This window comes from Bacteroidota bacterium, from assembly GCA_041658205.1.
In the GTDB taxonomy this organism is placed as follows: domain Bacteria; phylum Bacteroidota; class Ignavibacteria; order UBA10030; family UBA8401; genus UBA8401.
Genome location: JBBAAO010000001.1, coordinates 81519 through 97679, shown reverse-complemented (window position 1 = coordinate 97679; position 16161 = coordinate 81519). Strand labels below are relative to the sequence as shown.

At 42.5% G+C, this 16161-nt stretch carries 6 protein-coding genes; all 6 read left to right on the top strand.

The window, feature by feature from the left end:
• Positions 1-52 precede the first annotated feature (52 nt).
• The 6 genes from WDA22_00275 (at position 53) to WDA22_00250 (ending at position 16159) form a co-directional block, all read left to right on the top strand.
• Positions 53-3517: an ATP-binding protein gene (locus WDA22_00275; GenBank protein ID MFA5831885.1), complete on the top strand. Its 3465-nt coding sequence runs from the start codon at positions 53-55 to the stop codon at positions 3515-3517.
• 238 nt (positions 3518-3755) lie between these two features.
• Positions 3756-6746: a right-handed parallel beta-helix repeat-containing protein gene (locus tag WDA22_00270; GenBank protein MFA5831884.1), complete on the top strand. Its 2991-nt coding sequence runs from the start codon at positions 3756-3758 to the stop codon at positions 6744-6746.
• A gap of 80 nt (positions 6747-6826) precedes the next feature.
• Complete coding sequence (locus WDA22_00265) at positions 6827-8572, top strand: LamG-like jellyroll fold domain-containing protein (GenBank protein ID MFA5831883.1); 1746 nt, start codon at positions 6827-6829, stop codon at positions 8570-8572.
• Between the two features lie 111 nt (positions 8573-8683).
• Positions 8684-10546, top strand: coding sequence for a T9SS type A sorting domain-containing protein (locus WDA22_00260; GenBank protein MFA5831882.1), 1863 nt, complete (start codon positions 8684-8686; stop codon positions 10544-10546).
• Between the two features lie 350 nt (positions 10547-10896).
• Positions 10897-14367 (top strand): ATP-binding protein, encoded by a 3471-nt coding sequence (locus WDA22_00255; GenBank protein MFA5831881.1) that lies wholly within the window; start codon positions 10897-10899, stop codon positions 14365-14367.
• A gap of 151 nt (positions 14368-14518) precedes the next feature.
• Positions 14519-16159, top strand: coding sequence for a T9SS type A sorting domain-containing protein (locus WDA22_00250; protein ID MFA5831880.1), 1641 nt, complete (start codon positions 14519-14521; stop codon positions 16157-16159).
• Positions 16160-16161: the final 2 nt, after the last annotated feature.

The window sequence follows — 16161 nt, the reverse complement described above, 5'->3', positions numbered from 1 at the left end:
CCTGCAAGCAAATATGTATGTTCTTGCGAACTGAGTCATGATCGGAATTACCATGAATCGTGCAGAGCATACTCCGGTTTCATTCATACTATCCTTAGCGTTATTGTTTTTCCCCACATCGGTATTTTCTACTCATCGTAATGTCCCTCATCAATATCAGACAATTCAATCTGCGATCAATGCTTCAAAGCCCGGTGATACTGTTCTCGTGGACGAAGGAATTTATTACGAAAATATTCTTATCAAAAAAAATATTGTTGTCGCCAGCAGGTTCATTCTAGACAGAAATCGATCTCATATTGAACAGACAATCATTGACGGCAGCAAACCAACCGACACATTCAATGCAAGTGTTGTTCGCATTCAGGGAAATACCGACACAACGTGTGTGCTTATGGGATTCACTCTGCGCGGAGGTACAGGCACATACAATTATATTGTAGAGAACAATGTTGGTACACCCTGGATAAGCGGAGGTGGCATCTGCATCCTTAATGCCGGCGCACGGATCGCTCACAATTTCATTTCTGCAAACATCCTCTCAACACGCATTGGAAATAATTTTACATTCGGCGGCGGTATCTCTACCATCGATACAACGAATGGGTCGAATCCTCCCCCTTATCTTATTATAGAACAGAATACAGTAACTGGCAATAGATCTGCCGGTGATTATGCTGAATCGGGCGGGATCTTCACATCTCAACCGGGGGTTATCCGGCATAATGTGATCACTGAGAATCGTACTCTTTCCCGCAGGCGCGCCCCGGGAGGAGGACTGACTGTAAATGTTGCGAATTATGAGGTGCTCATCGACGGTAATTACATCAGTCGTAACATTGCCGGAATTGGAGCCGGAATACTTCTCACATCGGGATTCATCCGTCAAGGCAGAATATTTGTGACAAATAATATCATCTCCGATAATGAAGCGGACGAAGTCGGCGGGGGTTCCAATGTCGGGGAACAAGCAACAGCAATTTTCATCAACAATACGATCGTGAACAACAGTGCAAAGATGCGGGGCGGGGGAATAAATAATCCAACAGGTTCGCATGTCTCACTCCTCAACAATATCATCTGGAGCAATTCTCCCGATCAGATTGGAGCGTGGCAGGTTCTTAAGACAGAACATAACCTTATCGCAGATGGATATCCGGGATTGAGCAATGTCTCCTCTCCACCCCTCTTTCTTTCTAACGATACGCTGTACCGCCTTTCAGCGGAAAGCCCTGCCGTTGGTATTGGTACATCCATGTTTCGTCTTATGGGAAAAGCGATTTTGTTTCCTTCCACAGATTATCACGGTGCTCCGCGAAACCTTCCCGCAGGAACCGATCCCGATTTGGGAGCAATTGAATCTGAATGGAGTTCGAACGAAATCTCTTCCACCATCAAGAACGAATGGAAAAATGCGGCTGATGCGCATTTAACCTTAACGATCGACTTTCAACAACTTTCAGCACCAATAATAAGTCCCGACACTCTTACTATGCTACAAGAAGGACGTTTCGCCACAACGATCACAGTCAACAACAATATCACGTATCTATACAACGACACAACGCCGGAACTATCGTTCGTGCTCCCTCCCGGCAAAAATTTATTCGAGTTCGATCTGAAAGCACGGGGAAGGGATTTATCAAAAGGACTGGTCTGCACATACAGGATGGAAGGATTGGATTGGCAGAATAATGCATTATTCAGGGAATGGAAATATCTGTACAGAGCATATTCTGATCTGCGGCCGGGATCGTACACTCTCTTGGTTTTTCCACAGGATGAAAACAATTATGTTGTTATTGCAAACAAAATTATTATCCACATCGTTGTATTACCGTACTGGTATCAGCGATGGTGGGCGTATGCATTGTTTGCATTCGGGGTCATCCTTTTCGTCTATGGTGTCTACCGCAATCGGATACACCAAACGCTAATGGAACAACGATTACTGACGGAACATCTCCAATCCGAAAAATTCAATGAAATGAATTCTACGAAATCCCGTTTTCTGGCTAATGTATCACATGAGCTTCGAACACCGTTAACAATGATCATCGGTCCGATTGACTCCATGCTCTCCCAACCGCTGAACAAAGAATTTTCTGATCAGTTGGGATATGTTCAGCGTAATGCAAGAAAACTGCTCCAATTAATCGAGCAGCTGCTGCAATTCTCCCGACTCGAAGCCGGCAGCATTGCATTGCATGTTTCTCAGATGGATGTTATACCTCTTTTCCGCCTGATCACGGGATACTTCACGAGCCAGGCTGCAAAAAAACAGGTAGAGATGCGGTTCAACGCTCCCTCCTATCCGATCAATGGGATGATCGATGCTGAAAAGGTCGAACATATCATGCAAAACTGCATCTCAAATGCATTGAAATATACACCCTCCGGTGGACTCATTGAAGTGCGGATATGGCAGGAAAAGAATGAGGTTGTTTTTTCCGTCAAGGATACCGGTGAAGGTATCGCACCGGAACATCTGCCTCATGTGTTTGATCGGTTCTATCGCGCAGACCCGACACACAAAACAGAAGGGATCGGTATCGGACTTTCCCTGACGAAGGAATTGGTCGAGATCCATCACGGCGCGATCTATTTGGACAGTGAACTCGGAACAGGAACCACAGTCACGGTTCGCTTACCATTATCGGGATATAACGTATCGGATATATCACCGGTCCCCTACATCCTCGAGGAGTTTGAGCCTTTGCATAAAATCTCTTCGATCAACGACGTTTCAACCGATGATCAGGAGGAATTACCAATCATCCTGATCGCAGAAGACAATGACGATGCGCGAGGATTCATAAAACTACAGCTATTAAAACTGTATACAGTACTCGAAGCCACGGACGGGGCAGATGCATTGAATAAAACAAAATTCCAGATCCCCGATCTCGTCATCAGCGATGTGATGATGCCAAAGAAAAACGGATTGGAATTGTGCCAGGAGTTGAAACGGGATGAACGAACAAGCCATATTCCTGTTATCCTGTTAACCGCACTGTCAGAAAAAGAAGACCGGTTGAAGGGATTAACAACGGGTGCCGATGACTTTCTGGTAAAGCCATTCGATGCAGAGGAGTTATTGACTCGCGTTCATAATCTGTTGGAGAATAGAAAGAAAATAAGAGAACAGTATGGTAAAGCGGTATCGTTAAAACCTGATGAAATATTGGTCACCTCGCTTAATGAAACGTTTCTTATAAAAGCAAAAGCAATTGTTACAAATCATATCGCAGAGCCGGAATTCGGTGTAGAGATATTCGCCCATGACATGTTCTTAAGCCGGACACAGCTGCAACGAAAAATAAAGTCCGTTACCAATCTTACACCCGGCGATTTCATCCGTCTCCTCCGCTTACAGCGTGCAAAAGAACTTCTTGAAAAAAATGCCGGCTCGATCGCCGAAATTGCAGACAGCGTCGGTTTTACCAATCACTCCTACTTTGCCAAATGTTTTCAGGAACAGTTTGGCCTCCTTCCCAATCAGATCCGCATTACGTAGAAATAATACTATTTGGTCTTAATTCGTACAGCTCTTCAACGTTGAGTTTTGCATCACCAGTGGTATAGAATGTGCTAATAGTGTTAACACTTGTTCTTCTGCTTTCGTTACTATTGTGCTGTTTTATTGAATACATCTCTACACCGCAAGTCCGCACCGCCAAAGGCAAACAACTATAGCGAACAGGCGGCGGGGTATTAAACCGACAAAGAATATTTCACCATTATTTGGAGGCATTATGCGTTCCGTAACTACTCTGCTGTTGCTGTTTACACTCACGGTAAGTTCGTTTTCCACCACCCTAAAAGTACCGCAGGACTATGCTAAGATCCAGCTGGCGATCAACGCAGCAGTCAATGGAGATACTATTCTCGTAGCAGAGGGAACATATTTCGAGAATCTTGTCATCAACAAGAAGATTGTACTTGGCAGTCTATTTATCGTAGATAATGATACATCTCATATCCGAAAAACGATCATCGACGGAGGTTCACCTTCGAATATCGATTCGAGTTCGTGCATTTTCATACTCGCTGAAACCGACACAAATACGGTGATCAAAGGATTAACGTTACAAAATGGACGTGGGACAAAAGGGACGTATCACGATATCATCTGGAGGTGCGGCGGAGGGATTTTCATCTACGCCGGAGGAGCAACAATAGTTCACAATATCATTCGTGACAATGACTGTAATGAAACAACCATCAATGCCGGCGGCGCACTTGATATCTGGCCCGATTCGACATACACGCACGGTCCAAAACATTGGGTGATTGCCTACAATTCAATTATTGATAATAATCGTGCTGCCATGTCGTGGGGATTAATGGGTGAAGGCGGCGGGGCAGTCCTGATGGGACACGGAAAATTCTATAACAATGTAGTGAGGAATAATACCAGTTCTGGTCAGGTATTTGGAATTGGGGCTGGGATACAAATCTATAGTGATATCGGGAATACGGATATTGAATTCCGTAACAACTTGATCGTCAATAATTCTGCTTCGCTGTATGCGGGTGGAATCTGCAGTTCGCCCGACCCTTCATACACAATTCGGGCAGCATTTTATAATAATATCATCTCGGGAAATACAGCCGCACAGAATGCAGCCTTTCGTGTCGGTCTTGGTGATTACACATTCGTAAATAACACTATTACCGGAAACATTAGTACAAACGCGCTATGGTTCACCTCTGCAAGCGGTTCATATTCGTACAAATTCATGAATAATATCATCTGGAATCCTTCCTGTCCGGTTGAATTCAATTCAACTGCCCGGATTATAGCAGCATACAATTGCGTAAGGGGTGGATTGGCCGGTATTGGGAATATCTCTACCGATCCTCTCTTCGTCGCGGACGATTCTCTCTATCGCTTAGAGAAAATGAGTCCCGCAATCGGTACTGGTACTAAATCAATAACGCTTGGAGGCACCCTCATCACTTCGCCATCGACCGATCGAACAGGAAGTCTCAGACCGAATCCATCCTGGGGCAGCCCCGATCTAGGTGCAACGGAATCACCGATTGCACTTCCAGGAGTCACAATAATTAGAGTTCCTCAAGACCAACCCACCATTCAAAAAGGGATCAATACTGCATCCGCTGGTGAGATCGTTCTCGTATCAGAAGGAACATTTACAGAGAATCTTGTTATCACAAAAAAACAAATTACCGTCGCAAGCCTCTTCTTCATAGATAAGGATACCTCTCATATTTCAAAGACTATTATTGACGGAAGCGCACCTTCAAATCCCGACAGTGGATCTGTTATCTCCATCCGAAATGTTGATACCACCGTGCTGATCACGGGATTCACAATTACCAAAGGATCAGGAAACAAACACGTTAATCCGCATTGGAATCCATCAACAACTGCATTGACATGCGCCGGTATCGAAATGAATGGAGGCGGAATGACCATCCGACATAATATCATTACCGGCAATACACTCAAGATACTTCCGCCGGCAACCGAAGGATGGGGCGGCGGTATCGGGGTGTACGACATTGATGTACCGGGCTCCACGACGTACTCCATTATTGAATCGAATGTCATTTCAAATAACTCGATTATTGGAGGAACGCAAAATGGAGGGGGCGGGATTGACATGATAGGGAGCGGAAGGATTATCAACAATACGATCCTTGGTAATTCAAGTATGTATTCAATCAATACTGCCGTGCAGACGATAGCGTCTAAAATGGACACTGCTTTTATTGAGAACAATCTTATTCAGGGTAATTCAGTCATAAATACCATGCCAGGGTTCGTGGTCGGAGGGAGTGGAATGACCGCAAACGTTCGCAACAATGTCATAATAGATAATGTTGCTGGTGGTGAAAACTCGGCGGGCTGCTGGGTCTTAGATAATTGCCGAGTAGTGGTTGAATGTAACTTCATTGCAAGAAACGGAGGAAATGAACGTCACCATGGAATTCTTTTACAGACCAGCGGTGAAAGCCTGATTCAAAACAATATTATTGCCAACAATTCGGGAACCGGAATTTATGTATTTAATTCGCTCCCATCAGCAATTGTGAATAACACAAGCGTTGGAAATAGCCGATATGGATTTTATTCAACTTCTGTTAGCTATTTGTTAAACAATATCCTGTGGAATAATACATTGGGAAGCATATCTCCTAACTCCCTTAACTTTAATACGGCGTACAATCTTATTTCAGGCGGTCCTCTCAGCACAGACGATATCGACAGCAATCCTAAATTTAGAGTTAATGATTCTCTCTATCATTTTTTGTCTGGAAGTCCCTGCAATGGTAAGGGAAGAATGAGCGCAAAATTCGGAGGAGTAACAATCAATGCTCCCATCACTGATTATTTTAATCTACCAAGACCTCAGCAACCGAATTCTCCGGCAGTGAATCCTGATTTAGGAGCTGCTGAAATGAACTATTTCGTAGGCGTAGAAGGTGTAAAAGAATTGTCGATAGATATTCCAATAGATTTTTCATTGTCGCAAAACTACCCCAATCCCTTCAACCCGTCAACAACAATCCGGTACGCTCTCCCCTCCTCCTCACACGTGAAACTAACAATTAACGACATTCTCGGAAGAGAGATTGCAACACTCGTTAACGAAGAACAGACTGCTGGGTGGAAGGAAGTGCAGTGGAATGCCAATAGTGTTTCATCGGGGATTTATTTTTATAAACTCACGGCAAACACATTTGTTGAAACGAAAAGAATGATGATGTTAAAATAATAATTGATGCTGGTAGTGGCAAGAGCTAGCAGAGGTATTGTCACCTTCTAGTGATCAAAAACAAGGAAAAGAGGATGGTCATGAAAATAATTATACCACTGTTCATTTTTTTATTGTCAAACCTTTTGTTTGGTCAGATACCTACATCCGGACTCGTTGCCTATTATCCGTTCAACGGTAACTCAAATGATTCATCCGGGAATGGGTATCACGGTATCGTTTCAAATGGTGTTACGTTTGACACCAGTCCCTTTGGTAGTAGTGTACATTTCTATGATAGAACCACCTATGTCTCAATCAATCAAGGAAGTTTAAATTTTAATGGCTGGTCTGCGCTCACCATTTCTGCTTGGATAAAAATGCAAAATTATACGACGTACGGAACGGTCTTTGACCAGGGAAGAATGAATATGGATCACGATGGCATAATTTTAAATGTGGGAGGAAGTTGGGGGTATTGGATTCCTGGAGTCTTTGCGGTGACCTTGGAAGACTCAGCGCCGGAATATGTCGTCCCTCACACTTTTGCAGAGAATGTAGATCCAATGCCTAGTCTTGAAGTATGGTACCATGTCGTTGGTACATATGATGGAGAGCACCTTCGGTACTACGTGAACGGGGTCTTGGATGGAGAAAAAGCTGTTTCATCTGAACATCGTGGAAATCGAATCTGGTCTGATCCGAACGCACAATCTAGAATTGGGATGAGTGCGAACCATCCCGATTGGTATGATATGCACCTAAGCGGTCTAATTGACGAAGTCATAATATATAACCGCGCGCTTACGGATTCAGAAATTCAATCACTCTATCGTGAATTTCCATGGCACATAGGACCACAAATCATTTCTGTTAAGGATACTCCAAATGATCAAGGAGGCAAAGTAGGTCTCGTTTGGGAATCAACATATCTGGATAAGAATGCGACAAAGCTTCCTTTTTATAGCATCTGGCGCTCCACAGACAAAACACCTGCAGAAATGCATAAAATTCTATTCTTGTCAGTTATAACGCCTCAGTTTTCTGGTATGGCATTTCGAACCACTACGGTCGACGGTAAAGAGTATACTTGGGAATGGATTGCCAATCAGCCTTCTCACAAATTCGCAATGTATTCCTATACTGCCACAACGTTATTTGACTCCATGTCGACGACGAACGGATTACATTATTTCCTAGTATCTGCACATACTGATGATCCAAATGTCTTTTATGATTCAAACATAGACAGCGGGTATTCTGTGGATAATTTATCACCATCTCCTCCAAAAAATGTAGAGGGACGTATCGTAGGAAATGATGTCGTTATTGGTTGGAACAGCAACAGAGAACCGGATTTATCTCATTTCGAAATTTACCGCTCATTTGAATCCAATTTTAATCCAGATACGATGACAGCATTCGCAATTATAACAGATTCAACCTACCGTGAACCCATATTGAAACCGTTTTTAAATTGTTACTATTCGCTTCTGGCTGTTGATATTCACGGTAATCGAAGTGAAATGAGTAATAAGGTGGCTATTATAGTAACAGGTTTGCGAGAGAAATTTGAAGTACCTAAAGTCTATAGTCTTAGTCAAAACTACCCCAACCCATTCAACCCATCAACAACAATTCGTTATGCTCTTCCTTCATCAGCAAAAGTAAAACTTGCAATCTACGATCTGCTCGGAAGAGAAATTGCAACATTGGTGAACGAAGAACAATCTGCGGGATGGAAGGAAGTGAAGTGGAACGCGATCAACTTTGCAAGCGGAATGTATTTTTACAAACTCACTGCTGGTAATTTTGTCGAGATAAAAAGAATGATGCTTATAAAGTGAGGTAATCGGTATTCGAGACCCCATTGAATCCTGAGCTAAGTTAAAGGATAGCGGGGATGAGACGAGAAAGATGTTATTGGTATGATAAAAAAATAAAAAAAAGGAAAGAGTATGAAACAATTTCTAAAAGTTATACAATTGATTCTTTTATTCAGTCCGTTATTGTTGTCACAGGACAAATGGTATTTTCAATGGGAAAGTATCACAAGAGAGTGTCTTGTATATTTGCCTAAAAGTCGTGTAGATCAGGCTGGATTGCCCGTTGTCTTCAATCTTCATGCTTATGATTGGACAGCTGCTTACACCCGAGATTATCTTAAGACGCATCTGTTCGGCGACAGTGTTGGCTTTATTACAGTATATCCAAGTGCAAGTGACCTTACACATTGGAACAGCGGTATTTCTGAAAATCCCCAATACCCAACTCCCAATACTGATGATGTTGGTTTCATTTCAATGATCATTGATTCATTGATATCTCGGTTCAATATTGATACTCAACGTATCTATTCGTGCGGATATTCCAACGGCGGATTTATGAGTCTTAAACTGGCAGGCCGTCTGGGAAACCGTATAACTTCAATCGCCTCTGTTTGTGGTGTTATTACCGCTGGTACAGTAGCAGCATATAATTCTCCAAAACCAATTCCTGCTATGCTGATCCATGGTACCAATGATCAGGAGGTGTATTACAATGGGGGACAAACTGGGTGGTACTCGGTAAATCAAACAATTGATTTATTAATAAACAAAAACCTTTGTCAATCATCTCCGGAAACTCTGTATGTCCCTAACATAGACATCCATGATCAATCAACAATCGAAAAGTATACTTATCGCTCATCTGCAAATACATCGCAAGTAATTCTATTCAAAGTCATTGGTGGTCGGCATGTTTGGCCAGACGCGCCTCCTATTGGCACTGTCCCTATCAACCGGGATATCAATGCAACTAAAGAAATTTGGAATTTCTTCAAACAGTTTCCTATTCCAAATCCTCGCTTTACGGCATCGTCACACGACGCCAAATTAGATCGTTCGTATTATCGTCCCGATTTGGATAGCATCTTTCTCAACGTAATTCTTTCAAATCCATTAAAGCACACAACCAAGCTCAGCGCGTTAATACATTATGTATCAGGAGTGAGATACGATAGCATATCCTTATATAATGACGGATTACATGGAGACGGAAATCCAGACGACAGTGTATGGGGCTGCCGCTTGCTTGCCCCAAAGAAAGAAAGCAGTTTCACCGTTAAAATACGGACTGATGACATTATTGATGGATCTTTCCATTTGTTACCGCAACTCAAAAATTTTTTTACCAACGGACCTGTTAAATGTAAAAATGTTGTTTTTACAACCACCGATACAATTCCAAACCCGGGAGATAGTTTTCGATTGAGATTTCGTCTTGGTAATATTGGGACAGTTGATACGGTAAAAAATGTGGAGGCAATGGTAACAAAGATTGATACTATGATTAGTTTGGGTACAACAGCAACGATATTTTTTGGAAACCTTCCCCCTGGCAAGGACAGTTTAGGAATATTTCGACAAGAAGTAAAAGTAAATCCTGCCTGTCCTTCACCAAAAATAGTAAAATTACTCCTCACCATTTTTAGTGAAGGAATTCCAGTCTGGACCGATACGGTCTCATTCACGATTCAACCAACTGGAATTTTTATTTCGGACAACATGCTGCCTACAGAATTCTCTCTTGAACAAAATTTCCCAAATCCGTTCAACCCAGCAACAACAATTCGGTACGCTCTCCCCTCCTCCGCGCACGTGAAGCTGACCATACACGACATTCTCGGAAGAGAGATTGCAACACTCGTGAACGAAGAACAGACTGCCGGATGGAAAGAAGTGGAGTGGAATGCAAGCAGCGTGTCGTCGGGGATTTATTTTTACAAATTGTCAGTAGGGAGTTTTGTTGAAACGAAAAAAATGATGATGGTGAAATAATCTGTAGGACGGATCGGTGATCCGTCCTACAAAAAAGAAGAACAATCGGCGGGATGGAAGGAAGTGGAGTGGAATGCCAAAGATATTGCGAGCGGGATGTATTTGGTGAGAATGACAGCAGGTAATTTTACTGAGGCAAAGAAAATTTTGTTGATGAAATAGTTTCATAATCTTGCGAAGGTTTGGCCTGCCCGCCTTCTTTGTGGGAACCTTCGCAAGGTTGCACGTGCAGAATAAAGAACAATCGGCCTGCAAGAATAAAATCATTTGGTTCTTTTTTATATTGTTGAATCCAACAGATCAAATATGTATGTTCTTTCGGCTATCATTCTGTCATTCGGGGATATTGAATGAATCGAACAGAACATCATCTGGTGGCATTCGTAATATTTTTGTCGCTGATAACACTTCCCTCCATTGTTGTTCCTTCCCAACTTAGCGTTCCTCAACAATATCGGACAATACAATCCGCAATCAATGCGTCAAGGATCGGTGATACTGTTCTTGTTGATCATGGAATTTATTTTGAGAATATCCTTATCAACAAAAATATCACCCTTGCCAGTCGTTTCATAGTCGACAAGGATACATCTCACATTTCCAATACGATTATCGACGGCAGCAGACCGAAAAACGCTGCTCAAGCTTCTGTCGTAACAATTTTTAATGGCACGGACACATCGTGTGTTCTGATTGGATTTACCATTACCGGTGGATCAGGGACGGGTAACTATTGGCCGGATGATCCTCCCGGCTTTCAGTATTGGAAGAGCGCTGCTGGTGTCCGGATCGTAGAATCTGGTGCACGAATAGCACACAACATTATACGGAACAATCATCTTACAAAATCCGCTCAATGGAATTGCGTCGGAGGTGCTGCACTGGCAACAATTAATACCAATTATCTTCCCAACCTGCCGTTATTGATTATTGAAGAAAATATTATTGAGGATAATACCGTTACGGGGTTTCATGCCGAATCCGGCGGGATCTCAATTTTTCAACGCGCAATTATTCGCAGAAACATTATTACACGAAATATTTCACGCGGTCAACAACGTGCTGTTGGCGGCGGAGTATCGGTAGGGAATTTTATCGATGTACTTATTGACGGCAACTTTATACATAATAACAGTGCAGGTATTGGTGCAGGTATCGTTGTGGTAAAAGTTCCCGGGAAATTAGGCAGAACCATCATCACCAATAATATAATTTCTGATAACCGTGCCGAAGAAGGAGGAGGAGGATTATATTGTTACACAAACGCATACACCGTCATTGCCAATAATACTATCGTTGGGAACCGAGCGAGAAGCTTTGGAGGAGGCATCGATTTGGGACAATCAATTTCCGACCTTTTCAACAATATCATCTGGAATAATACTCCCGATCAGATCACCACGAACGGAAACAAACGCGTAACAAATAATTTAATCCAAGGGGGATTTCCTGGCCGAAATAATTTTCACCGCAACCCAGGATTTCTTTCAGGCGATTCACTCTTTCGTCTTTCACCACGGAGCCCTTGTATTGGGATTGCCATTGATTCATTCTGGTTATTTCGTGAAATCTTCATCTCCCCTAGAACGGATTTTTTTGGATCGGATCGTACAAATCACTCCGGAGGACATGCTGATATTGGCGCTATTGAATCAATAGAAAATAGGTCCGATGAAGCCGAAGAATTACTGAAGGAGTTTAAAATACAAAATAGTCAATTTGTAAAACTGACATTTCTCCTCAGACAAATTTCTCAGAAGGTCTATGATGTAGACAGCTTCCACATCCTGCGCGGCGGAAAGATTGTAACAACAATTGTTATGAATGACGACAATATATTCCATGCAGATTCGCTTCAAACGATCACACCAATCACATTGCCGCCGGGAGATAATTTTCTTGAAATAGAATTGAAAATGAAACCCCTTTCGCGTCAGGGTGGTTTCTACACAAATTATTGGTTAATGGGGGCAGATCAAAAGTTTGAATTTATCACCGTCGAAAATGATCGCCGATATCTTTCCTATACCGGACTGAAACCAGGATCGTACAGTTTTGTTATTCAACCTGCTGATGAAGATAAATATAGAGAACGGGGAAACATCGTATCGATTCCCATTACCGTCCTTCCCTATTGGTATCAACAATGGTGGGCATACGTATTGTATGGATTAACAGTAATACTATGTACAGTTTTTCTATCAAGTATACGGAACAAGCGAATCCTGATGGAACATAACGTGAAAACAACCCAAATCCAGGCAGCAAAACTGGAGGAATTGGACAAGTTAAAATCAAGATTTTTTGCGAATGTTACGCATGAACTTCGCACTCCCCTTTCACTCATACTTGGTCCTGTAGAGTTTTTACTGCATCAAAGAAAAGACAGCGAAGGATTAGAGCAACTTGGATTGATTCAGCGAAATGCCCAACGATTGATGCGGCTGATTGAATTATTGCTGCAATATTCCCGGCTGGAATCCGGCACGATTAAGTTGCGTGTAGCACAGTTGGAAATTGTTTCCCTCCTTCGCCGCATTACGGGGTATTTTTCGAGCCCCGCGGCAAAGAAACAGATCGACATACGTTTCATTTCGGAACAAGAACAACTAACGGGATGGATCGATGCTGAGAAGGTGGAACATATTTTGCAGAACTGCATATCCAACGCCATTAAATTTACTCGAGCCGGGGGCATTATTGAGGTAGGTGTTAAGGAGGAAAAAGGTGATCTGGTTCTTTTCATCGGCGATACCGGCGAAGGGATCGCACCGGAACATCTGCAGCATGTTTTTGACCGTTTTTACCGCGTTGATACCACACACAAAACAGAAGGGACCGGGATCGGTTTATCATTATCCAAAGAACTTGCTGAAATTCATCATGGATCGATCAGCCTAGAGAGTGAATTGGGAAAAGGAACAGTGGTAACGGTACGAATTCCTCTTTCAGGGTATGATGTTTCCGAAATCGATTCGAACAATATCAATGATGCATCGAAAGAGAAACAACACAATGGATCTTCATATCAAGACTCTTCAGAAATTCCAGTCAGTTCTGATGAACAGCCGCTCATTCTGATTGCCGAGGATAGCGAAGATGCGAGGATCTTTATCCGCTCACAGCTCTCCCCCTATTACAATATTATTGAAGCAATAGATGGTGATGAGGCGCTCCAAAAAACAAAATTCCAAATCCCCGATCTTGTCATCAGCGATGTGATGATGCCAAAGAAGGATGGTCGGGAACTTTGCAGCGATTTGAAACACGATGAACGTACGAGTCATATTCCAATTATCCTGTTGACTGCGTTAGCGGAAAAGGTCGACAAAATCAAAGGATTGAAAACAGGAGCCGATGATTATCTGGTGAAACCGTTCGATGCTCAAGAGCTTCTTACCCGTGTCCACAATTTATTGGAAAATAGAAAGATACTTCGTGAAACCTACGGTAAAGCAGTTCCACTAAAGCCGGGTGAAATCGCTGCTGTATCTCTTGACGACATATTCCTGCAAAAATCAACGGCAATTGTTACAGCACATATTTCTGAACCAGAATTTGATGTTGAAACATTTGCCCACGAAATTTTCCTCAGCCGTACGCAACTTCAACGGAAATTGAAAGCGATCACTAACATGGCTCCAAGTGACTTCCTTCGCCATCTTCGTTTACAGCGTGCAAAAGAACTTCTCGAAAAAAATTCCGGCACCATCGCCGAAATCGCAGACGCTGTCGGATTCAGTAACCACTCCTATTTTGCCAAATGTTTTCAAGAACAGTTCGGCCTCCCTCCTAATCAATTCCGCAATCATCAGAAATAATACTTTTTTGTCTTTTTTGTTCAACCCTTCAACGCTGAAAAATGCATCACCAGTGGTAAAGTTTGCATCATTGGTGTTAACACTCATTTCCGTGCTTTCTTTAATTTTGGCGAGTTAATTACCAATCACTACCATCACCATAGGAGGCATTATGCGTTCAATCTCTATTCCAATTCTAATCGTGTTGTTTCTTATCATCTCACAATCCAAAGCAACCACGCGAAGAGTACCACAGGATTTTGCAAAGATTCAACTTGCGATTAATGCTGCAGTGAATGGCGATACCGTGCTGGTGTCTGAAGGGACATATATCGAAAATATCCGCATTACAAAAAAGATTGTTGTAACGAGTCACTTCATCATCGATAACAATAAATCCCACATCGCCAATACGATCATCAACGGAATTAATTCTTCACATCCTGACTCCGGATCGGTCGTTACCATTGAAGGGGATGTCGACACAACGGCAGTGATCATGGGATTTACCATCACCGGAGGAAAAGGGAATAAACGATTTGTTACTGCAGAAAATATTTATGGTATGCAAGGTGGCGGAGTAGATGTAGTTACCACAGGTGGAGCAAGGATTTCGTACAACGTTATTAGAAATAATGCAATTGTCAATACGGGTTCCGTTACAAACACGTGGGGGGGAGGAATTCAAGTCGGATCATCATCATCGGATAGTATCTTAAAATATGCAATAATCGAAAATAATACCATCATTGAGAACATCGTCAATGGCACCTATAGCGAAGGAGCCGGGATGCTTCTGGGAATGAATGGACGTATTACCGGAAATATCATCACCAATAATTATTGCGGCAGGAGCGGAGGTGGAATGTCCATTGGAGGAGGAAGCAATATTATTATCAGCCAGAACTATATTAGTCATAATATCGCCGCGTTAAATGGCGGTGGCATCTTAGTCTATTATTATTCACCATCCCTTCAACAACCAACGTTGACACTGATCAACAATATTATTGTGAAAAATACGGCTCAGGGGGGATCGGCAATGCGAATGAACGGCGGTGACCTACGGTTGATACATAATACGATTGTCAATAATTCAGCAACGACATATTCTATTCATCTTGGTACAATTTCCGGTTCCTCAAACACGGTCCGACTTTTAAATAATATTGTATGGAGCCCTCTCTCTTCAAATCAGATAACGACAACTAACGGAACGATCTATTCATCGAATAATTGTTTCTATGGAGGATTGACCGGGACAGATAATATCTCTACGGATCCGAGTTTCGCGCCATTTGACACGCTCTATAATCTAAGTTCTGGCAGTCCATGCATAGGAGCCGGGGATTCATCCGTATCACTTGGCAACATAACACTCAACGCACCATTGTTCGATTATTTAACTAAAGCACGGCCGAGGGAGACAGGGACAAAACCGGATATCGGCGCTGTTGAAAACGATCTTCCAATAAACGTTTCTGTAGAAGATATTTCTGGAATTCCAACATCTTTCAATCTTGATCAAAACTATCCAAATCCCTTCAATCCGTCAACAACAATACGGTATTCACTTCCATCATCGGCAAACGTAAAACTCGTTGTCTATGATTTGCTAGGGAGAGAAATTGAAACGCTTGTGAACGAAGAGCAGACTGCAGGATGGAAGGAAGTGCAGTGGACCGTCCATAACGTTTCGTCGGGAATATCCGCCAAAGGCGGATACGCCTCTGGCGTATATTTTTACAGAATCGATATAAACAATAAAGAGAAAACGGTAACCGAAATGAAAAAGTGTATTCTGTTGAAATAAGA